Here is a 21,402-nt window from a genome sequence, read left to right as displayed (position 1 = left end):
CCGGGCGCGGATCCGGATCCCCTGGAGTCCCCGTGCTCGATGTCATCTACCTCGTCACGACGCTCGCGCTCTTCGCGCTCGTCGGGCTGATCGCGAAGGGAGCCGAGAGGCTGGTCGCCCGCGCCGGCAGCTCCGCCCCACGAGGGGAGGAGCGGTCGTGATCGTCCTCTCCCTCCTCGCGGCCGCCCTCGGTCTCGGCGCGATCGTCTACCTCGTCGTCGCACTCGTCGACCCGGAGCGGTTCTGATGACCGCGGCGACGGTGTGGACCGGCATCCTGCAGCTCGCGACTGTCCTGCTCGTGCTCGCCCTCCTCTACCGGCCTCTCGGCGACTGGATCGCGCGCACCTACACCGCCGAGAAGGACTGGCGCGCAGAGCGCGGCCTCTACCGGCTGGTCGGGGTGGACCCGCGATCGGAGCAGACGTGGCAGTCGTACGCGCGCGCCGTGCTCGCGTTCTCGGCCGTGGGCGTGCTGTTCGTCTACGCTCTCCAGCGCTTCCAGGCGGTGCTCCCCGCCTCGCTGGGCCTGCCCGCCGTCCCCGAAGGGCTCGCCTTCAACACGGCCGTCTCGTTCGTCACGAACACCAACTGGCAGTCGTACTCGCCGGAGCTCACCATGGGCTACACCGTGCAGCTGGCCGGTCTCGCGGTGCAGAACTTCGTCTCGGCCGCGGTCGGCATCGCCGTCGCCGTCGCCCTCGTGCGAGGATTCGTCCGCCGCGGCTCCGGCACGATCGGCAACTTCTGGGTGGACCTCACGCGCGGCATCACGCGGCTGCTCCTCCCGCTGTCGATCGTCGCGGCGGTCGCGCTCATCGTCGCCGGTGTCGTGCAGAACTTCACCGGCTTCACCGAGGTCGCCACGATCGGCGGCGCCACGCAGTCCCTCCCCGGCGGACCCGTCGCCTCGCAGGAGGCGATCAAGCTGCTCGGCACGAACGGCGGCGGCTTCTTCAACGCCAACTCGGCGCACCCGTTCGAGAATCCGACCCCGTGGTCGGGCGTGCTCGAGATCCTCCTGCTGCTGGCCATCCCCGTGGCGATGCCGCGCGCGTTCGGCCGCATGGTCGGGGACGACCGCCAGGGCTACGCGATCCTCGCCGTGATGTCGTCGATCGCGATCGTGTCGATCGCCGCCATCACCTGGCTCGAGTCGCTCGGGCTCGGCTCCGCCCCCCAGCTCGCAGGCTCGGCGATGGAGGGCAAGGAGGTGCGGTTCGGCATCTGGGGCTCCACGCTCTTCGCGGGCGCGACCACGCTCACCAGCACCGGTGCCGTCAACTCCATGCACGACTCCTACACGGCCCTCGGCGGCATGATCCCGATGATCAACATGATGCTCGGCGAGATCGCGCCCGGCGGTGTGGGATCGGGGCTGTACGGCATGCTCGTGCTCGCCGTGATCGCGGTCTTCGTGGGCGGCCTCCTGGTCGGCCGTACACCCGAGTACCTCGGCAAGAAGATCGGACCGACCCAGATCAAGCTCGCGAGCCTCTACATCCTCGTGACGCCCGCGCTGGTGCTCGCGGGAACCGCGCTGAGCTTCGGCATCCCCGCCATCCGCTCCGACGTCGAGGCGACGTCGATCTGGAACCCGGGCGTGCACGGACTCGGCGAGGTCCTCTACGCCTTCACCTCGGCGGCGAACAACAACGGCTCGGCGTTCGCGGGACTCACCGCCAACACGCCGTGGTTCAACACCGCGCTCGGCGTCGCCATGCTGCTCGGGCGGTTCATCCCGATCGTGCTCGTGCTCGCCCTCGCGGGATCGCTCGCGACGCAGCGCCCGGTGCCCGTCACCGCCGGCACGCTGCCGACCTACCGGCCGCAGTTCGTCGGCCTGCTGGCGGTCGTCGCCGTCGTCATCACCGCACTCACCTACTTCCCCGTTCTCACGCTGGGTCCCCTGGCGGAAGGTCTCGTCTGACATGCACACGTCTCTGTCCGCCCCCACTCCCTCGGCCCCCGTCGCCGGATCGGTGCCCCCGCCCTCTTCCCGCCGGTTGCGGGCATTCAGCGCCGCACAGCTCGTGCAGGCCCTGCCGGGCGCGCTTCGCAAGCTCGGCCCGGCGGCGCTGTGGCGCAATCCCGTCATGTTCCTCGTGTGGGTCGGGGCGGCGCTGACCACCGTCATCGCGATCGCCGAGCCGTTCCTCGGCGGCCCCGAGGACTCCGGGGGCGCCCCGGTGCCCCCCGGGTTCACGTGGGGCATCGCCGCGTGGCTGTGGCTCACCGTGCTCTTCGCCAACCTGGCCGAGTCCGTCGCCGAGGGCCGCGGCAAGGCGCAGGCCGCGACGCTGCGCAAGACGCGCACGAGCACGGCCGCCCGCCGGGTGGTCCACTACGACGCCGGAGCGGATGCCTCGGCACGGCAGGCGGAGTCCGTCGAGGTCGCGTCGTCCGAGCTGGGTCTCGGCGACGTGGTGGTCGTCGAGGCCGGGGAGCTCATTCCCGGCGACGGCGACATCATCGCCGGAATCGCGACGGTCGACGAGTCGGCGATCACGGGCGAGTCAGCACCGGTCGTCCGCGAGTCCGGCGGTGACCGGTCGGCGGTGACCGGAGGCACACGGGTGCTGTCCGACCGGATCGTCGTGCGCATCACGTCGAAGCCCGGCGAGACGTTCGTCGACCGCATGATCCGGCTGGTGGAGGGGGCGAGCCGGCAGAAGACTCCCAACGAGATCGCGCTCGGCATCCTGTTGGCGAGCCTCTCGATCGTGTTCGTGATCGTCGTCCTCACGCTCAATCCGATCGCGTCGTACGCCGCGTCACCGGTCAGCATCGTCGTGCTCGTCGCGCTGCTGGTGTGCCTCATCCCGACGACGATCGGCGCCCTGCTCTCGGCGATCGGCATCGCCGGGATGGACCGGCTCGTGCAGCGCAACGTCCTCGCGATGTCGGGCCGCGCCGTCGAGGCGGCCGGCGACGTGACGACCCTGCTGCTCGACAAGACCGGCACGATCACCTACGGCAACCGGCGCGCCTCCGACTTCGTGGGCCTTCCCGGCGTCGACCCGGCGGAGCTCGCGCGCGCGGCCGCGCTGTCGTCGCTCGCCGACCCCACCCCCGAGGGCGTCTCCGTCGTCGAGCTGGCGGCGCTGCGCGACATCCGCGTCTCCGCCCCTGCGGGGTCGGCCGCCGTCGCGTTCACCGCGCAGACGCGCATGAGCGGAATCGACCTCGCCGACGGCACGCAGGTGCGAAAAGGTGCCGCCAGCGCCGTGCTGGCCTGGCTGGAGGCATCCGGGGCCGACGTCCCCGCCCGCACCCGCGCCGATCTCGCCGCCGAGGCCGACGGGATCGCCCAGTCGGGCGGGACGCCGCTCGCCGTCGCCACGCTGTCGGCGGGCACCGCCGCCGTTCTCGGCGTGATCCACCTCAAGGACATCGTGAAGGAGGGGCTGAGGGACCGCTTCGACGAGCTGCGGGCCATGGGGATCCGCACGGTCATGATCACCGGCGACAACCCGCTCACGGCCGCGGCGATCGCGAAGGAGGCCGGCGTCGACGACTACCTCGCCGAAGCGACGCCGGAGGACAAGCTCGCGCTCATCCGACGCGAGCAGGAGGGCGGCAACCTCGTCGCGATGACCGGCGACGGCACCAACGACGCGCCCGCGCTCGCGCAGGCCGACGTCGGCGTCGCGATGAACACGGGCACGTCGGCCGCGAAGGAGGCCGGCAACATGGTCGACCTCGACAGCGACCCCACCAAGCTGATCGACATCGTCCGCATCGGCAAGCAGCTGCTGATCACGCGGGGCGCACTGACCACGTTCTCGCTGGCCAACGACATCGCGAAGTACTTCGCGATCATCCCCGCGATGTTCATGGGGATCTTCCCGGGCCTGGCGGCGCTCAACGTGATGCACCTCAGCTCCCCGGCCTCGGCGGTGATGAGCGCCATCATCTTCAACGCCCTCGTCATCGTGTTCCTCATCCCCCTCGCCCTGCGCGGCGTGGCGTATCGCGCGCAGAGCGCGTCGGCGACGCTCAGTCGCAACCTCCTGATCTACGGACTCGGCGGCATCATCGCCCCGTTCGTCGGCATCAAGCTCATCGACCTCGTCGTGAGCCTCATCCCCGGCTTCTGACCCCAAGGAGACATCGGAATGTCCACAGACACCCGCGCCACCGCGCGCACCACCGGCGTCGCCCTCCGCGCGATGCTCGTCTTCACCCTCGTGCTCGGCGTCGGCTACACGCTGCTCATCACCGCCGTCGGGCAGCTCGCCCTGCCCTGGCAGTCGAACGGCTCGCTCGTGCAGGACGCGCGCGGCGAGACCGTCGGGTCCGCGCTCATCGGCCAGGACTTCACGGATGCCGCGGGTGCCCCGCTCCCGGGCTATTTCCAGTCCCGTCCGTCCGCGGCGGGGGACGGATATGACGGAGGCGCGTCGAGCGGGTCCAATCTCGGCCCCGAGAACGCCGACCTCATCGCTGCGATCGAGGATCGCCAGGCGGCGATCGAGGCGACTGAGCACGTCCCCGTCGGCGCCATCCCCGCGGACGCCGTCACGGCGTCCGGGTCGGGACTCGATCCCCACATCAGCCCCGCCTACGCCGAGCTGCAGATCCCGCGGATCGCAGCCGAGCGCGGGCTCACGGAAGCCGAGGTGGGTGCACTCGTCGCGCAGCACACCGAAGGGCGCGACCTCGGGTTCCTCGGCGAGCCGCGGGTGAACGTGCTGTCGCTCAACCTCGCCCTCGACGAGCTCGAACGATGAGACGCGGTGGCCGCGGCATCCGTCCGCGCACGTCTCACCGGAAGTCGTAGGGTGAGCACGTGAAGCGCGGGAAGCTCAGAGTCCTGCTCGGCGGCGCGCCCGGAGTCGGCAAGACCTTCGAGATGCTCGAGGAGGGCAGCCGGCTCTCGGCCGAGGGCCGCGACGTGGTCATCGGCTTCGTCGAGACCCACGGCCGCGCCGCCACGGCCCGCAAGACCGACGGGCTCGAACTCGTGCCGCGCGCTCTCGTGTCGTATCGCGGAGTCGAGCTGCCCGAGCTCGACGTCGATGCGGTGCTCGCGCGTCATCCCGACATCGCCCTCATCGACGAACTCGCCCACACCAACGCGCCCGGCTCGCCGAACGCGAAGCGCTGGCAGGACGTCGAGCTGATCCTCGACGAAGGCATCGACGTCATCACGACCGTCAACGTGCAGCACATCGAGTCCCTCAACGGGGTGGTCGAGCAGATCACGGGCGTCACCCAGCGCGAGACGATTCCGGATGCCGTCGTCCGGGCCGCCGACCAGATCGAACTCGTCGACCTGGCCCCGCAGTCCCTGCGCGACCGGCTGTCCGGTGGGCTCGTCTACCCGGCGGACCGCATCGATGCGGCGCTGTCGAATTACTTCCGCCTGGGCAACCTGACCGCCCTGCGCGAGCTCGCCCTGCTGTGGCTCGCCGACGAGGTCGACAGCGCCCTGCGCAGCTACCGCGCCGAACACGGCATCGACGGCAGCTGGCAGGCGCGGGAGCGGGTCGTGGTCGCCCTCACCGGGGGCGACGAGGGTGCGACGCTTCTCCGTCGCGGCGCCCGCATCGCCGCGCGCTCGGCGGGGGGACGGCTCCTCGCCGTGCACGTCTCGGGCCAGGACGGTCTGCGCGAGGGCGACCCCGGTGCGCTCGCCGAGCAGCGGGCCCTCGTCGAGTCGCTCGGCGGCACGTACCACCAGGTGGTCGGGGACGACATCCCGCGCACCCTCGTTGAGTTCGCACGATCGGTCGACGCGACGCAGCTCGTGATGGGCGCGAGCCGCCGCGGCCGCCTCGCCACCGCCCTCACCGGGCCCGGCATCGGCGCCACCGTGATCCGCGAGTCCGGCGACATCGACGTGCACATGGTGACGCACTCCGCGGCCGGCGGCCGGCACCTGCTGCCCCGCCTCACCGGCGGCGCACTGAGTGTCAAGAGGCGGGCGCTGGGGTTCGCGGTCGCGCTGATCGGCGGTCCCCTGCTGACGTGGCTGCTCGTGGCCACGCGCACCGAGGAGACGATCACCAGCGACGTTCTCGCCTACCAGCTGCTCGTGGTCGTGGTGGCGCTCGTCGGAGGGATCTGGCCGGCGGTCTTCGCCGCCGTGATGTCGGGGCTCACCCTGAACTACTTCTTCGTCGAGCCGTTCCACACCATCACCATCGCCGACCCCCGCAACGCGTGGGCCATCGCGCTGTACGTCGTGATCGCCGTGCTGGTGAGCTTCATCGTCGACCGGGCAGCGCGGGCGGCGCGCGCCGCCCGCCGCTCGGCGGCGGAGTCCGAGCTCCTGGCGACCGTGGCGGGCAGCGTGCTGCGCGGCCAGAGCGCCATCCCGGCGATGGTCAGCCGCACGCGCGAGTCGCTCGGCCTCGCCGGGGTGCGACTGGTCGCCGCCGACGGGCGTGTGCTCGCGACCGACGGCGAACCGGTGCGCGACGGCCGGTACGAGCCCGTGTCCGTGGGCTGGATGTCCGGCGGCGGACCACGCGCGACGCTCGAGCTGCACGGACACACGCTCGACGCGTCCGAGCGTCGGCTCCTCGATGCGATCGTCGCGCAGCTCGCGGCGGCCCTCGAGCACACCGACCTGGCCGAGACCGCGCGTGAGGCGGGTGCGCTGGCCGAGACCGACCAGGTGCGCTCGGCGCTCCTGTCGGCCGTCAGCCACGATCTGCGCCGCCCGCTCGCCGCCGCCGTGGCGGCGATCGGCGGGATCCGGGCCGCCGGTCCTGGGCTGTCGGCGTCGGATCGCGCCGAGCTGCTCGAGACAGCGGACGAATCGCTGGGCACGCTCTCCGCCCTCGTGACGGACCTGCTCGACGTCAGCCGGGTCCAGGCGGGCGTGCTCGCAGTCTCGGTCGGCGAGGTGGACTCCGCCGGCGTCGTCACCGCGGCGCTCGATGAGCTCGGCGCCGGGCCCGAGGCGGTCGAGCTCGCGCTGGATCCCGGCCTCCCCGCCGTGCTCGCCGACGCGGTTCTGCTGCAGCGCGTGCTGGTGAACGTGCTCGCCAACGCCCTGCGCCATTCCCCCGTGGGTGCCCGGGTGCGGGTCGGGACCAGCCAGCTGGGCGGAACGGCGGAGATCCGTGTCGTCGACCGGGGCCCGGGGATCTCTCCGGAGCGACGCGAGGACATGTTCGCCCCCTTCCAGCGCCTGGGCGACGTCGACAACACCACGGGTCTCGGCCTCGGCCTGGCCCTGTCGAAGGGGTTCACCGAGGGCATGGGCGGTACGCTCACGCCCGAAGACACCCCGGGTGGGGGACTCACGATGGTGATCGCGCTCCCGGTGGCCGCATCCGATTCCGGAGGAGACCGGTGAAGATCCTCATCGCCGATGACGATCCGCAGCTCGTGCGCGCGCTGCGGATCACCCTGGCCGCGCACGGCTACGCCGTCGTGGCCGCCCCGGACGGGCAGGCCGCGATCGCCCTCGCCGCGAAGGAGCATCCCGACATCGTGATGGTGGACCTCGGGATGCCGCGACTCGACGGCCTGCGCGTGATCGAGGCACTGCGCGGGTGGACCGCCGTGCCGATCATCGTCGTGTCGGGTCGCACCGGCTCCGCCGATAAGGTGGAGGCGCTGGATGCCGGAGCTGACGACTACGTCACCAAGCCGTTCCAGATCGACGAGCTGCTCGCGCGGCTGCGCGCCCTGTCACGACGCACCGCGGCGAGCGCGAACGAGCCCGTGGTGTCGTTCGGCGACGTCAGCGTGGACCTCGCGGCGAAGCTCGTCACCCGCGACGGGGCGCCGGTCCACCTGACGCCGACGGAGTGGCGCATCCTGGAGTTCCTCGCTCGCAACGCGGGCGCCCTGGTGACGCGGCAGGCTCTGCTCAAGGACATCTGGGGCACGGAGCAGGTCACCGACACCGGCTATCTGCGGCTGTACCTGTCGCAACTGCGCAAGAAGCTCGAGGCAGACCCCGCCCATCCGCGGCACCTGCTGACCGAGTCCGGCATGGGCTACCGGTTGGTACTCGACCCCGCCTGAGTCGACGGGCGCGGGCGCCGGCGGCCTCGTCAGGCCAGCGCGCCGACGCCTGCCGACAGGCACACGGCTGCGAGTGCGAGCAGGATCGGCGCCGCGAGGATGCCCGACCAGAAGCTGGGTGCCGCGGTGCGCTGCGGCAGGAAGACCGCACCCACCCCGGCCGCCGTCAGCAGGACGGCCGCGATCAGCAGGATCCACTGCGCGAAGACGAACGCGAGTGGGACGAAGTGGAGCCCGACGACGGTCAGCACCAGCGGAGCGATGAGAGCGCCGCGGCCGGTCCTCACGAAGTAGATCGAGAAGCCGACGATCGCGATCACCTCGAGCCAGAACACCACGATGTACCAGACGAGAGCGTTGCTCGCGGAGGCGAGGGCAGTGGGGGTCTCCCAGTGCTGGACGGCGATCGGGATCCCGAACGCGAGGATCGCCAAGGCGATCAGCTGCAGCAGCACGAGGACGATCCGCCAGAGGGCGCCCCTCGGGGGCCGCTCCTGCGCCCACCCCGCCCATACGAACGCGGCACCGCTGAAGATGACGGCGATCATCACGAGATCGCGTCCGTAGTCGAGGTTCAGGATGGGGATCACCTCCCGACGCTCAGGCTAGCGGCATCCCGTCACCCGATGATGGGCGTCAGCCGAGGCCCTGGCGCTCCTCGTCGGGGGAGGGGGCATCCCCGGCCACCGGCTTGTTCGACAGTCCGACCGATCCGCCCGACGCCGCACCGGAGAGGGCGGCGTGCACCGCGACCGACTCGTCGACGTCGGGGTACTGCGGGCGCAGCTGCACGGCGTGGTGGCGCTTCTGCTCGCGCTTGGCCTTGCGGGCCGAGGAGGCCAGGTTGAGCGCCTCGACGAAGATCGCGAATGCCATCGGCCCGTAGATGAAGGCCTTGTCGATCTTGATCTCGAAGCCCTCGGCCACCAGGAACACGCCGATGAGCAGCAGGAACGACAGGGCCAGCATCTTCACGGTGGGGTGCTTGTTCACGAAGGTGAAGATGTACCGCGACGCGAACAGCATGATCCCGAACGACAGCACCACGACGGTGATGATCACAACGAGGCTCTCGGTCATGCCGACGGCGGTGATGACCGAGTCGAGCGAGAACACCAGGTCGAGCAGCAGGATCTGGATCAGCACGGAGCCGAACGTGACCGTCTTGCGCCCGACGCCGCCGTGCTCATCCTCGGCGCCCTCGAGCTTGTGGTGGATCTCGGTGACGGCCTTGTACACCAGGAAGAGTCCGCCCGCGATGAGGATGAGGTCCTTCCACGAGAAGCCCATCTCGCCGATGAAGAAGACGTCCTCCTTCAGCGTGATGATCCATCCGGCGAAGAGCACCAGGATCACGCGCATCACCATCGCCAGCGTCAGACCGAGGTTGCGGGCCTTCGCCTGCTGCTCCTTGGGAAGCTTCGACGCGAGGATCGAGATGAAGATGACGTTGTCGACGCCGAGAACGATCTCGAGGACGAAGAGCGTCACGAAGACGGCGATCAGGTCGGGGGTGAATTCGAGGGAGAAGTCCACGGAGCCATCGTACGCGGGAGGAGTCGGCACTCCGCGATCGCCGGCGGCAGATCGCCGCTGCGGCGGGCGCAGTGCACCCCAGTACGGCAGGATGATCACGCGCCCCCGCACACTGCGAGGGAGACAGGAGTCTGGCCGGGGATGAGCACGGTGCTCTGGTACACGCTGCCGATCGCGGTGGCGATCGCGCTGAGCGTGTTCCCGATCGTCGCGGTGCTGGTGCTGCTCCTCGCTCCTGACCCGATGAGGCGCAGCGTGGCGTTCACCAGCGGGTGGGCGGTCGGCCTGCTACTCCTCGTCGCGGTGTTCACCGTCAGCGCCAAACTCACACCGCACGAGGCACGCGTCCCATTCCCGCCGTGGGCGCATGTGGCGGAGATCGCGATCGGCGTCATCCTCCTCGGCACCGCGCTCTTCGCCGGTCGGCGCGGCGAACGGTCCGTGTCGTCCGGCCGCAGCAGCCTCTCCGGCCTCACCTCGATGTCGGGACCCCGCGCGTTCGCGTTCGGCCTCATGATGAACGTCCGGCCGAAGAACATCGTCCTGACGATCGCGGCGGGGCTGGCGATCGGGGCCGCGTCTCTCGATCTCGCCGCGAGCGTGACGATCGTCGTGGTGGTCACGGTTGTCGGCGCCTCGACGGTGGCCGGACTGGTGCTCGTGTACGCCGTCGGCAAGAGCAACGTGCGACCGGGGCTGGAGCGCCTCCGCCGCTATCTCGTCGAGCACGCCTCCACCGTGCTGCGCATCCTGGCCGCGCTGATCGGCGCCCTGCTCGTCGTGATCGGGACCGTCCAGCTGGTGAGCAGCTGACGGGTCTCCGGCGACTCCGTGATGTGTGCCGCCTCCGAGAGCTCGGTGAACCACCCGTGCATTCCGATCGGGCCATACGCACAGGCGTAGTGTGAGCCTCAGCGACGGCATCCGCCAGTGGCTCCGCGTCGACCAGGCGGTCGGCATCCGAACCAGAGCAGGTGCATCATCGCCACAATCACAGCAGTCGCACCGACCGAAGCTCGTCTCGGCGCCGTGCGCCAGACGTATGCCAGTGCGGAGACCTTCCCTCCCGTCGCACGCGCGTACACGGAGGTCTCGCAGGTCGTGCGCGAGACGGGGCTGCTGCAGCGTGCGCGCTGGTTCTACGCGATCGTCGGCGTCGCTCTCGTTCTCGCCTTCGGCGGAGCGGTCACCGGATTCATCCTGCTGGGCGACACCTGGTACCAGCTCCTCATCGCCGGCGCTCTCGGCATCATCTTCACGCAGGTCGCGTTCCTCGCGCACGAGGCCGCCCACCGGCAGATCCTCGTGTCCGGCCCCGCGAACGACCGGCTGGGTCGATTCCTCGCCGCCGGCGTCGTGGGCATCAGCCTCTCCTGGTGGAACAACAAGCACAACCGCCACCACGCGAACCCGAACCGGGTGGGCAAGGACCCCGACATCGAGGTCGACACCATCCGCTTCCTCGAGGAGGATGCCGCGAAGGTGAGCCGCCTCGGCGCGCTGATCACCCGCAAGCAGGGGTGGCTGTTCTTCCCGCTCCTCACCCTCGAAGGCGCCAACCTCCACGCCCTCGGCCTGAAGCACCTCTTCTCACGCGGCGAGGTGAAGGGCCGCTGGATCGAGCTCGGCCTCATCGCGATGCGGTTCTCGCTCTACCTCACGCCGATCTTCCTGTTCCTTCCCGTCGGCATGGCGTTCGCGTTCCTCGGCGTGCAGCTGGCGGTCTTCGGCGTGTACATGGGCGCGTCCTTCGCCCCGAACCACAAGGGGATGCCGATCATCGCCGCCGATGCGAAGCTCGACTTCTTCTCGAAGCAGGTGCGCACCTCCCGCAACATCCGCGGCGGGTGGTGGGCGACCACGCTCATGGGCGGCCTGAACTACCAGGTGGAGCACCACCTCTTCCCGAGCATGGCGCGCCCGTACCTCGCCAAGACGCGCGAGATCGTGATGGAGCAGTGCCGCACGCGCGGCGTGCCCTACACCGAGACCAGCCTGATCGAGTCGTACGCGATCGTCATCGCCTACCTCAACCGCGTCGGCCTCGCCGCGCGCGACCCGTTCGACTGCCCGATGGTGAACCGCTTCCGTCAGGCCTGACCCTCGGGGCCTCGGCGATCAGCCGAGGACTTCGCGCAGGCGGGCGGCGAATCCCGCCGGATCGCTGGGGTAGCCAGGCTGCTCCGTGAAGCCGCCGTGATGGCTCGGGAAGTCGGTCACCGGGACTCCCAGCTCCGCGGCGACCGAGCGTGCGCCGCGCGCCGCGAACGTGTCGCCGGACTCGACACCCGCCGCGACGACGAGGCGATCGCCCAAACGGCGCAGGGACTCGACGTCGATGGCGTACTCGATGGTCGCGGGCATGTTGCGCAGCAGCGGATTCGTCCGCGTGCCGTCGTCGGCAGCCGACATCCCGAACATGGCCGGGTCCGGGGCGGGCTGCTCGAGGTAGTCGTCGGGCACGGGCCCGTCGAGCATCACGAACGGGATGAACTTCGCCATCGCCGCGCCATCGCCCTGGTCCGCGTACGTGCGTTTCATGTCGGCGACCACGGCGAGCACCGCGTCGCGATCGGGGAGGCCGGCGGCGAGCGGCGGCTCGTGCACGACGGCGATCCGCACGTCGTCCGGATGGGCGGCGAGCAGGCCGAGCAGGTTGACCGCCCCGCCGCTGGACCCGAAGGCGTCCACCGGCCCGGCGCCGAGCGCCTGGATCACTCGGTGCAGATCATCGGCGTGCTGCTCGACCGTGATGTCTCTCGTCCCGAGAGGGTTGCGACCGGCTCCACGCGGGTCGTAGGTCACGACGGGACGATCGCCGAAGAAGCCGGCCAGTGTCTCGAGCCCCGACGCGTCCATGGGCGCGGCGAAGAGGAACAGCGCCGGCCTCTGGGCGGTCGCCGTGGCGAGGTCGCCGTGGACGTCGTAGGTGATCGCGTCGTCGCCTTCGCCCACGACGTGGGTGGTGCGGGTGCGCTCGGTGATGTTCCCCGTCATGCCGACACCAGCGTCCGCTCGAGCCGGGCATAGCTGGCCTCCATGCCGTCTGTCATGCCGGTGGCGAGCACCATGTCGCGCGTCTCCTTGTCGGGATACTCGATCAGGAGCGTGATGAGGGTGGCGCCGTCCTCCTCCTCGAGGTTCAGATCGTTCAGCGTCGACGGGAAGTCGGTGCCCGTCATGTGCTCCGTCGTCACGGCCCGGTGAGGCGCCTCCGACAGCAGCGTCTCGCCATCGAATCCGAAGGCCTGACCGTCCGCACCGCCGACCGGTTCCCACTCGTAGCGGTAGCGACCGCCGACCGCCGGGTCGACCTCGGCCACGGCGAGCCGCCACCCGTCGGGGCCGAGCATCCACTTCTTGAGCAGCTCGGGCTCCTGGTGGGCGCGCCAGACGAGCTCGATCGGTCCCTCGACAAGCCGCGTGATGCGCACGTGGGTGTCGTCGAGGATCTCGGTCTGCGTGCCCTTGCCGGCGGCGTACTCGCGAAGCCCGGCGAGCACGCGGTCCAGCTGGTTGATCGCCATCGTCGAGCCCTCGACCATGCCCATCGCCACGACCTTCTCGAGAGCCTCGGCCGTCTCGAAGTACGTCGTGTTGACCAGACGCGAACCGGTCGGAGTCTCATCGAACGCGAACACCATGCGCGAGGTGGGCAGGTCTGCGACCACGGCGCCGTCCTGATCGGCGAAGGAGTCGAGCGCGCTGAAACTGCGCGGATCGTCGATCTCGAGGAACTCCCACACTCCGTGGAACTCCTCGCCCTTCGGGCCGGTCATGTGGTACCTCGCCCGACCGCCGGCTGTCAGGTCGAACTCGGTGAAGGTCGCGGGATACCCGGGAGGTCCCCAGAATCGCTCCAGCTGTCGCGGCTCGGTGAAGGCCTGCCACAGGCGCTCCACCGAAGCGGCGAACTCCGCCGTCAGCGTGAAGGTGAGGGCTTCGGGGTCGGTCGTGACATCGGTGACGGGCATCTCATGCTCCTTGGGTATCGGTGTTGTCGTTGTCGTGGGGGATGTCGGGGGTGCCGCCGGCGGGCTCGGCCAGCAGCGCGTCGAGGCGGTCGATGCGCGCTCGCCACAGTTCCTCGTAGCGCGCGAGCAGGGCGCGGGCCCGGGCGATCATCGCCGGATCCGCTCGGACGAGCCGCTCGCGGCCTTCGGCCCGCTTGACGATGAGTCCGGCCGCCTCGAGCACGGCGACGTGCTTCTGGACCGCGGCGAACGACATGTCGTAGTCGCGGGCCAGTGCCGACACGGAGTGCTCCGTCTCGATGGCGCGGCGCAGGATGTCGCGCCGCGTGGCTGCCGCCAGTGCGTGGAACACGCGGTCGATCTCGTCATCGCTCAGCTCGTTTCGTACAACCATTTGGTTGTACGTTACGACGTGCCACAGCATCCGTCAACCCCTTCTTCGGTCCGCATGCAATATATTGCGTATCGCAGGCGTTGGACCTCTCAACAACCGCCCGGCTCCACCGAGCGGATCTGGAAAGGAAGAGTCATGACAACCACCGAACCGATCAAGAACGTCGTCCTCGTGCACGGGGCATTCGCAGACGGGTCCGGGTGGCGCCGGGTCCACGACCTGCTGACGGCGCGCGGGTACCGCGTCTCGATCGTGCAGAACCCGCTCACCTCGCTCGAGGCCGACGTCGCCGCGACCACCCGGGTCCTCGACCTCCAGGACGGTCCTGCCATCCTCGTCGGCCACTCGTGGGGCGGCACCGTCATCACCGAAGCGGGCGTGCACCCGCGGGTCGCCGGCCTCGTCTACGTGTCGGCTCTCGCGCCCGACGCCGGCGAGACGACCGCGCAGCAGTACGAGGGATTCGCACCGACCCCCGAGTTCGTCATCGACATCGGAGCCGACGGATACGGCTACCTCAACCACGACGCGTTCCACGCCGGGTTCGCCGCCGACGTCAGCGAGGCGGATGCCGCCTTCCTGGCGGACAGCCAGGTCCCCGTCGACATGGCCGTCTTCGGCACCGTCGTCGGCGCGGCCGCGTGGCGCGACAAGCCGAGCTGGGCCGTCATCGCCACCGAGGACAAGGCGTTCGACCAGGCGATGCTGCAGCACATGGCCAGCCGCATCGGAGCCGACATCACCAACGTGCCCGGCAGCCACGCCCTGTTCATCACGCAAGCCGACACGGTCGCCGACGTGATCGTGAAGGCATCCCTCAACAGCAGCCGCTGAGCCCGCACTGCCGGCCGGGGTCGGCTCGCCGCGCAGATGCGAGCCGACCCTCGCCCCCGCACGCGCGAAGGGGTGACCCGAGCGCGTCACCTCACTGCCGTTCCGGCACGCGCGGCACAACTAGACTGGGACGGTCCGGCGTCCCTCGAAATCCTGGAGCTGAGCCGCGTGACCACCCCCTCCCCGAAGGCCCTGGCCGACACCGTCGCGAACGCCGAGGCCACGCCCGAGAAGGAGCAGCCGTACGCGGCGCTCGGACTCAAGCCCGACGAGTACGAGAAGATCCGCGAGATCCTCGGCCGCCGCCCCACGTCGGGCGAGCTGGCGATGTACTCCGTCATGTGGTCGGAGCACTGCTCCTACAAGTCGAGCAAGATCTACCTCCGCAAGTTCGGTGAGAAGGTCTCCGACGAGATGAAGGAACGGCTCATGGTCGGCATGGGCCAGAACGCCGGCGTCGTCGACATCGGCGAGGGCTGGGCCGTCACGTTCAAGGTCGAGTCGCACAACCACCCCAGCTACATCGAGCCGTTCCAGGGCGCCGCGACCGGCGTCGGCGGCATCGTGCGCGACATCATCTCGATGGGCGCCCGGCCAGTCGCCGTCATGGACCAGCTGCGCTTCGGCGCCATCGACAACCCCGACACCGCCCGCGTGGTGCACGGCGTCGTGAGCGGCATCTCGTTCTACGGCAACTGCCTCGGCCTGCCCAACATCGGCGGCGAGACCGTGTTCGACGCGGTCTACCAGGGCAACCCGCTCGTCAACGCCCTCGCGGTCGGCGTCCTGCGTCACGAGGACCTCAAGCTCGCCAACGCCACCGGCGCGGGCAACAAGGTCGTGCTGTTCGGCGCCCGCACCGGCGGCGACGGCATCGGCGGAGCATCCATCCTCGCCTCCGACACCTTCGCCGATGGGGGCCCGACCAAGCGACCCGCCGTCCAGGTCGGCGACCCGTTCGCCGAGAAGGTGCTCATCGAGTGCTGCCTCGAGCTCTACAAGGACGAGCTCGTCGAGGCGATCCAGGACCTCGGCGCCGCGGGCATCTCGTGCGCGACCTCCGAGCTGGCCGCGAACGGGGGCTCGGGCATGCGCGTCGACCTCGAGAACGTGCTGCTGCGCGACCCCACGCTCACGCCGGAGGAGATCCTCATGAGCGAGAGCCAGGAGCGCATGATGGCGATCGTCGCGCCCGAGAAGCTCGACGCCTTCCTCGCCGTGGTGGGCAAGTGGGATGTCGAGACCAGCGTCCTCGGCGAGGTCACCGGCGACGGCCGTCTGCAGATCTTCTGGCACGGCGAGGAGATCGTGAACGTCGACCCGTCGACGGTCGCCGTGGACGGCCCGGTGTACGAGCGACCCGTCGCCTACCCGACCTGGATCGACGCGCTCCGCGACGACTCGGCGTCGGCCCTGCCGCGCGATGTCGACCCCGACACGCTCCGCCGCCAGTTCATGCAGCTCGTCGCGAGCCCGAACCTCGCCGACACGTCGTGGGTCACCAATCAGTACGACTACTACGTCATGGGCAACACCGCCCTGTCCTTCCCCGACGATGCCGGCATGATCCGCGTCGACGAGCAGTCGGGGCTCGGCTTCGCGATCGCGACCGACTGCAACGGCCGCTACTGCCAGCTCGACCCCTACCAGGGAGCCAAACTCGCCCTCGCCGAGGCATACCGCAACGTCGCCGTGACCGGCGCGGTGCCGACGGCGGTCACCGACTGCCTCAACTTCGGGTCGCCGGAGAACCCCGAGGTGATGTGGCAGTTCTCGCAGACCGTGGACGGACTGTCGGACGGATGCCTCGAGCTCGGCGTTCCCGTCACCGGCGGCAACGTCTCGTTCTACAACCAGACCGGTGACCAGCCGATCTTCCCGACGCCGGTGGTCGGCGTGCTCGGGATCATCGACGATGTCGCACGCCGCATCCCCTCGGGATGGCAGGACGCGGGCGAGAACATCTACCTGCTCGGTGTCACCTCCACCGAGCTCAGCGGCTCGCAGTGGGCGGGAACCATCCACGGCCACCTCGGCGGACGCCCGCCGGCCGTCGACCTCGGCCAGGAGCGCAAGCTCGCCGAGCTCATCCACGCCGCGTCGCAGCAGTCGCTCGTCTCGTCGGCGCACGACCTGTCGTCGGGCGGGCTCGCTCAGGCTCTCGCCGAGGGCGTGATGCGGTTCGGCGTCGGCGCGCGTGTGTGGCTGAACGAGATCCAGGAGCGCGATGGGGTGGATGCCGCCACCGCCCTGTTCTCGGAGTCCACCGGCCGCGTGATCGTCTCGGTCCCGCGCGAGGACGACGTGAAGTTCCGCGGTCTGTGCGAGGGACGGGGCTACCCCGTGCTGCGCATCGGCGTCACCGACGGAGCCGCCGACGGCGACGACCCCGCGCTCGAGGTGCAGGGCCTGTTCACCCTGCCGCTCGCGGAGCTGCGCGACCTGTCGACCGCGACCCTGCCCGCCGCGTTCGGCCCCATCGTCGCCGAGCGCACCGCCTGACCTGGGTTCGGGGCGCGCGTCGTCCGTCGGGGCGCGATTCGCACGCCCCAACGGACCGGGAGCGCCCCGAACCCGCGAGCTAGGATGTGAACCATGGCAGCCGAAGACGACGAATACAGCGGGATGAACGATACGCGGCAGAAGCGCATCAAGGTGGTCGCCTGGGTGACGATCGTCTCCCTCATCCTCGTCGGCGGCGGAGCCACCGTCTTCGCCCTCATCTTCGGCTGATCTCGATACACGGCGGCGGGCTGCGCTCGTCGTCGCACTCGATCCGGCGGATCTCGATACACGGCGGCGGGCTGCGCTCGTCGTCGCACTCGATCCGGCTGAGCGTTCGCCTCAGACCCGTGCCCGCCCCGGGCACCGCGGCTACCATGACAGGGTGGAGCCGATTCTCCTGATCATCGCGGGCTGGTGGTGGGTCGCTCCGGCCACCGTCGCGGCGGGGGCCGGCGCATACGGCGCACTGACCACCGGCCGTCGCCGCGCGCGACGGCTCGAGCTCGACGCTGCCCGCCACGAGGAGAGCCAGGCCTACCGTGCGCTCGTCGCGGCGAAGGCGCAGGTGCGCACCGCGCAGGCGGACGTGCTCGCCGCGCGGGCACGGTCGGGCGTCTCGGCGTCGCCCATTCAGACCAAGCGCGCGCTGAGTTCGGCCCGGGAGGCCGAGAAGTCGGCGTCGTTCGCGCTCCGAGCGAGTCGCGCACGCGTGAAGTCGTCGTACGCCCAGTACCGCGCACAGTCGACGGCCGAGCCTCTGCCGATCGAGCGCCTTTACGCCATGCATGACGCCGTGAACGCACGCTGGCTGTCGTATGAGACCGACATCGACAAGGCGCTGGCCTATCCCGCGGTGACCGACTCGCGGCATCCGGCGACCGTCGCCTTCCTGCGCGCTCAGCGCGAGGCGCAGTTCGTGCGGCCGACGGCGGGGCGGCGCGTGGCGCCCGCCCAGTTCGTCGCCTACCGCACGGCGGTGGCCGACCTCGACGCCGCTCTCGTGGAGGCGGAGCACCAGGCGGGCGTGCCGGGTGCGCCGCGTACGCCGCAGGGCGGTGTGGCCGGCGTGTTGGGTTCGGTGGCCGATGTGATCGACGCGGCGATCCCGGTGCTCGAAGGACTGAGGTCGGCGGTGGTCCTGCCCCGCCGGTTCACTCCGAAGCCGCCGGATTCCGCCGCCCGCTGACAGCCGCACCCTGTCAGCCCGCCGCGAGCCCGACATCGGCCGCCGCGCGACGGTTAGCATGACAGGGTGGACCAGATCTTCACGTTCCTGGGCCAGTACTGGTGGCTGATCTTCCCCGCCCTCGCGGTGACGAGCGCCGCCGGTGGTGCCTGGGAGCGCGGCGCACGCCGACGCCACAAGCGTCGGCTCGAAGTGCTGCACGCCAAGGCGGAGCTAAAGGCGGCTTCGCGCGGCACGGCGCCGGTTCCGATCGCCGGCAGCCCCGCCACCGGACAGCAGCCGATCGTCGCCCCGAAGACGGCTCCGGTGCCCACGGGCACCCAGCTCGAGCGCCTGTTCGCCGCCCACGACGCCGTCACGGCCCGCTGGCTCGACTACGAGCTCGACGTCGCCAAGATCATCGCGTTCCCGGCCATGAGCGACGGTCGGCAGCCGCTGACCGCCGCCTTCCTGCGCGCGAAGCGCATCGCCGACGGGCTGCGGCCCGCCTCGGCGAAGGCACGCCTGTCGAAGGACCAGCTCGCCGAGTACCGCAACGCGGTCGCCGACTTCGAGGTCGCCTTCGACGTGGCCGAGCGCGATGCGCGCCGCATCAAGGACTCCTCGTTCTCGGAGGTGGAGCGCAAGCGCCTCGACACCGCGAAGCAGCTCCTCTCCGTGGCGATCGACCAGGCGGCGACGCCCGCCGAGCGACAGCTCGCGTACCGCCGCGTGCGTCAGGAGCTCGACGGCCTCATCTCGCTCTCCGACGAAGCCATCGAAGTCCTAGAGACGAAGGTCGCCCTGGAGCTTCCGCCGAGCGCATCCACCGCGACTGCTCCGGATGCCGCACCCCGGCCGGTATCGACGACACCGCCGGCCGCGCCGAACGCCGCTGCGCCGACGCCCGCCCCCTGGCCGATCCCCGCACGCCCGCAGGCCGACCCCGCGCCGGGGCGCGTCATCCGCCCGAAGTCGCACCCCTGACGCGTCGCACTCAGCTCTCGGCGGCGGACGCCGCCCGCTCGGCGTCGATCCACGCGTCGATGCGCTCGAACCACGAGAACAGCCATTCGGCCTGCGCGTCGCGGTCCTCGGGGATCTCGGCGGCGGCCACCCGCCATGCCCGCATCGTGATGCGCTTGTCCATCGGCAGCTCGCGCCAGATGTCGCCGATCGTGATCAGCTGGTCGAGTCCGGTGTGCCCGATGAAGACCATGTCGGCGCCGGCGGCCGTCGCCAGAGCGGCGTGCACACCGCCGGGCTGCGGGGGCATGACATGGCGCAGCCCCTCCGCGCGCTCGGCGAGGTCCGCGCGTCCTGTCGCCCGGAACCGCTCGATGCGCGACTGGCGCCGGCGGGCCGACACCTGACCGCCCTCGGGGAAGATCACGAGCGCGTCGTCTGGGTCGAGCCCCTCTGCGAGGGCGGCGATGGACTGCTCGACGCGTGACCCGCCTCCCGCGACCTGCTTCCCGAAGCCCGTCGGAGTGATGAAACTGGCGGGGATGCGGCTCAGCAGCACATCGATGGCCGGATCCCATTGCAGCGTGTCCTTCAGCACGATGCGCGGTTCGCGATGCGCACTGTTGAGCAGGGTGTGGATGAGGATGAACGAATCGCCCGGGCCTCCGTGGCGCGAGGCCACCACGAGCGGAACCCCGGGCTCCAGCATCTGCTCGAAAGACTCGCCCTCGCCCGCCGTGGTGACGATCTCGAGGCGCAGGACTCCGCCGAACACCCGGAAGAGCAGGCGCAGCGCGGCGGCGCCGACACGATAGTGCGCGCGCACGAACGCCGGCGATCGCAGTGCCCAGCCGAAGCCCGAGGCGATCCAGAGCACGAACAGGACGATGACGAGCGCGGCATCCCACAGCAGGTAGACCGTGACCAGCCACAGCACGCGCGGCAGCCGGAACCGACCGGGAACGAGCGACGTGAGCGCGATGGCGACCAGGAGCCACACCGGCGTGAGGACGAGCATGACCAGCGCGGCCACGATCACGAGCGGCGCCAGCAGGATCCGGCGCACCCAGGTCGGCGGGACCCTCATGCGGCGTCTCCGATCCCGCGGTCGGCGAGGAACACGGCGCTCGCCTCGCGCGCCTGCGCGACGCGCGTGCGCACGGTGTCCATGCGGCGATAGGACCGCAGGGAGTCGTCTCCGGCGAGCGCTCCCCCGCTGGGCAGCACATGCAGCGCGACACCCTCCGGAAGCGTCTCGAGGTCCCGAGCGAAGCGATGACGCCGGGCGACTTCGAACGCGACGCGGGCCGTCTCGACTGCCGTGCGCGGTGCGACCAGCGGCGACTCGACGCGGCCGACCTGCAGCACGAACACCGTGCGGGCGCCGACGGCGATCGCCTGCTCGATCGGGATGGAGTTCACGATGCCGCCGTCGATGTAGTGCTCGCCGTCGATGCGGGTCGGCGGCAGCAGTCCGGGCACCGAAGCCGACGCGAGGATGGCGGGGATGAGCGGACCGGAGTCGAACACGCGCTCGGCAGCGCGCTCGATGCTCGCCGCGACCACGCGCAGCGGCACGGCGAGGTCCTCGAAGCGGGTGTCGGCGCCGAGCGCGCGCTCCAGCAGCCGGCGCAGCGGGGCCGGGGAGTTGAGGTGCGTCTTCGTCTTCACGAGGCGCGTCAGCTGCGCGGCGATCGAGTCGCCGTAGACGGCGCCCGCCTCGGGCGACATCCACGCCTCTTCGAGCGCGACGACCACGCGGGGCGTCGGGTCGTGGGCGACGAGGGCGCCGTTGATGGCGCCGATCGACGTGCCGACCACGAGATCCGGACGGATGCCGCGCTCCAGCAGCGCCTGCAGCATGCCGATCTCGACGGCTCCGCGCACGCCGCCGCCGCCGAGCACGAATGCGACCGGATGCTCCACCCGCACCTCCTCCGTCGACTCATCTTCGCGGGGCCGGCGCTCCGCGCGCCAGTCCGATCCGGGTGGGTATTGCATGGCATCCGGTTCTATGGTTACTTAGTCGAGTAACTAACC

General features: G+C 70.5%; 21 protein-coding genes. 14 read left to right on the top strand and 7 right to left on the bottom strand.

Annotated features, from left to right (window positions below; all coding sequences use genetic code 11):
- The first annotated feature begins 32 nt into the window (after positions 1-32).
- From ASD93_RS16285 to ASD93_RS13755, 7 genes are read left to right on the top strand one after another with little or no spacing between them, the layout of a single operon-like run.
- Positions 33-161 (top strand): hypothetical protein, encoded by a 129-nt coding sequence (locus ASD93_RS16285; RefSeq protein ID WP_268777963.1) that lies wholly within the window; start codon positions 33-35, stop codon positions 159-161.
- Entirely contained in the window at positions 158-247 is a 90-nt protein-coding gene (locus ASD93_RS15960; protein WP_157536962.1) for a potassium-transporting ATPase subunit F, read from the top strand. Before ASD93_RS16285 ends, ASD93_RS15960 begins: the two co-directional genes overlap by 4 nt.
- Positions 247-1,929: a potassium-transporting ATPase subunit KdpA gene (kdpA, locus tag ASD93_RS13775; RefSeq protein ID WP_056123685.1), complete on the top strand. Its 1,683-nt coding sequence runs from the start codon at positions 247-249 to the stop codon at positions 1,927-1,929. The genes ASD93_RS15960 and kdpA overlap by 1 nt, the downstream gene beginning before the upstream one ends.
- A gap of 1 nt (position 1,930) precedes the next feature.
- Positions 1,931-4,099, top strand: a complete 2,169-nt coding sequence (gene kdpB / locus ASD93_RS13770) for a potassium-transporting ATPase subunit KdpB (protein ID WP_056123682.1) — start codon at positions 1,931-1,933, stop codon at positions 4,097-4,099.
- A gap of 18 nt (positions 4,100-4,117) precedes the next feature.
- Positions 4,118-4,732, top strand: coding sequence for a potassium-transporting ATPase subunit KdpC (gene kdpC / locus ASD93_RS13765; RefSeq protein ID WP_056123679.1), 615 nt, complete (start codon positions 4,118-4,120; stop codon positions 4,730-4,732).
- Between the two features lie 59 nt (positions 4,733-4,791).
- On the top strand, positions 4,792-7,311 hold the full coding sequence (locus ASD93_RS13760; protein WP_056123676.1) for a DUF4118 domain-containing protein: 2,520 nt from the start codon (positions 4,792-4,794) through the stop codon (positions 7,309-7,311).
- Positions 7,308-7,988 (top strand): response regulator, encoded by a 681-nt coding sequence (locus ASD93_RS13755; RefSeq protein ID WP_056123673.1) that lies wholly within the window; start codon positions 7,308-7,310, stop codon positions 7,986-7,988. The genes ASD93_RS13760 and ASD93_RS13755 overlap by 4 nt, the downstream gene beginning before the upstream one ends.
- A gap of 29 nt (positions 7,989-8,017) precedes the next feature.
- Here ASD93_RS13755 and ASD93_RS13750 read toward each other — a convergent pair whose 3' ends face one another.
- Complete coding sequence (locus ASD93_RS13750) at positions 8,018-8,578, bottom strand: hypothetical protein (protein ID WP_056123671.1); 561 nt, start codon at positions 8,576-8,578, stop codon at positions 8,018-8,020.
- A gap of 46 nt (positions 8,579-8,624) precedes the next feature.
- Positions 8,625-9,524, bottom strand: a complete 900-nt coding sequence (locus ASD93_RS13745) for a TerC family protein (RefSeq protein ID WP_056124557.1) — start codon at positions 9,522-9,524, stop codon at positions 8,625-8,627.
- Between the two features lie 141 nt (positions 9,525-9,665).
- Here ASD93_RS13745 and ASD93_RS13740 point away from each other — a divergent pair, with 141 nt between their 5' ends.
- Entirely contained in the window at positions 9,666-10,337 is a 672-nt protein-coding gene (locus ASD93_RS13740; protein WP_056123668.1) for a GAP family protein, read from the top strand.
- 216 nt (positions 10,338-10,553) lie between these two features.
- Positions 10,554-11,624, top strand: a complete 1,071-nt coding sequence (locus ASD93_RS13735) for a fatty acid desaturase family protein (protein WP_157536961.1) — start codon at positions 10,554-10,556, stop codon at positions 11,622-11,624.
- 18 nt (positions 11,625-11,642) lie between these two features.
- Here the strand turns inward: ASD93_RS13735 and ASD93_RS13730 are convergent, their stop codons facing one another.
- The 3 genes from ASD93_RS13730 to ASD93_RS13720 are packed head-to-tail and all read right to left on the bottom strand — an operon-like array spanning position 11,643 to position 13,892.
- On the bottom strand, positions 11,643-12,521 hold the full coding sequence (locus ASD93_RS13730) for an alpha/beta fold hydrolase (protein ID WP_056123665.1): 879 nt from the start codon (positions 12,519-12,521) through the stop codon (positions 11,643-11,645).
- Positions 12,518-13,498 (bottom strand): SRPBCC family protein, encoded by a 981-nt coding sequence (locus ASD93_RS13725; RefSeq protein WP_056123663.1) that lies wholly within the window; start codon positions 13,496-13,498, stop codon positions 12,518-12,520. The genes ASD93_RS13730 and ASD93_RS13725 overlap by 4 nt, the downstream gene beginning before the upstream one ends.
- A gap of 1 nt (position 13,499) precedes the next feature.
- Positions 13,500-13,892 carry an ArsR/SmtB family transcription factor gene (locus ASD93_RS13720; RefSeq protein ID WP_056123660.1) on the bottom strand — a complete coding sequence of 131 codons (393 nt, stop codon included), beginning with the start codon at positions 13,890-13,892 and terminating at the stop codon, positions 13,500-13,502.
- Positions 13,893-14,027: 135 nt separating this feature from the next.
- Here ASD93_RS13720 and ASD93_RS13715 point away from each other — a divergent pair, with 135 nt between their 5' ends.
- The 5 genes from ASD93_RS13715 (at position 14,028) to ASD93_RS13700 (ending at position 19,383) form a co-directional block, all read left to right on the top strand.
- On the top strand, positions 14,028-14,726 hold the full coding sequence (locus tag ASD93_RS13715) for an alpha/beta fold hydrolase (RefSeq protein ID WP_056123658.1): 699 nt from the start codon (positions 14,028-14,030) through the stop codon (positions 14,724-14,726).
- 168 nt (positions 14,727-14,894) lie between these two features.
- Positions 14,895-17,228: a phosphoribosylformylglycinamidine synthase subunit PurL gene (purL, locus tag ASD93_RS13710; protein ID WP_056123656.1), complete on the top strand. Its 2,334-nt coding sequence runs from the start codon at positions 14,895-14,897 to the stop codon at positions 17,226-17,228.
- Between the two features lie 93 nt (positions 17,229-17,321).
- Positions 17,322-17,459 (top strand): hypothetical protein, encoded by a 138-nt coding sequence (locus tag ASD93_RS16050; protein ID WP_200950697.1) that lies wholly within the window; start codon positions 17,322-17,324, stop codon positions 17,457-17,459.
- Positions 17,460-17,613: 154 nt separating this feature from the next.
- On the top strand, positions 17,614-18,417 hold the full coding sequence (locus ASD93_RS13705) for a hypothetical protein (RefSeq protein ID WP_056123654.1): 804 nt from the start codon (positions 17,614-17,616) through the stop codon (positions 18,415-18,417).
- A gap of 66 nt (positions 18,418-18,483) precedes the next feature.
- Positions 18,484-19,383 (top strand): hypothetical protein, encoded by a 900-nt coding sequence (locus tag ASD93_RS13700; protein ID WP_056123651.1) that lies wholly within the window; start codon positions 18,484-18,486, stop codon positions 19,381-19,383.
- 10 nt (positions 19,384-19,393) lie between these two features.
- Here the strand turns inward: ASD93_RS13700 and ASD93_RS13695 are convergent, their stop codons facing one another.
- Both ASD93_RS13695 and ASD93_RS13690 read right to left on the bottom strand, forming a co-directional pair.
- Positions 19,394-20,449, bottom strand: a complete 1,056-nt coding sequence (locus tag ASD93_RS13695; protein ID WP_056123649.1) for a 1-acyl-sn-glycerol-3-phosphate acyltransferase — start codon at positions 20,447-20,449, stop codon at positions 19,394-19,396.
- Complete coding sequence (locus ASD93_RS13690) at positions 20,446-21,363, bottom strand: patatin-like phospholipase family protein (protein ID WP_082569335.1); 918 nt, start codon at positions 21,361-21,363, stop codon at positions 20,446-20,448. The genes ASD93_RS13695 and ASD93_RS13690 overlap by 4 nt, the downstream gene beginning before the upstream one ends.
- Positions 21,364-21,402 lie beyond the last annotated feature (39 nt).

The sequence above is a fragment of the Microbacterium sp. Root180 genome (assembly GCF_001428485.1).
In the GTDB taxonomy this organism is placed as follows: domain Bacteria; phylum Actinomycetota; class Actinomycetes; order Actinomycetales; family Microbacteriaceae; genus Microbacterium.
The sequence above is the reverse complement of the archived record's forward strand: the minus strand, read 5'-3'. Positions and strand labels throughout refer to the sequence as shown.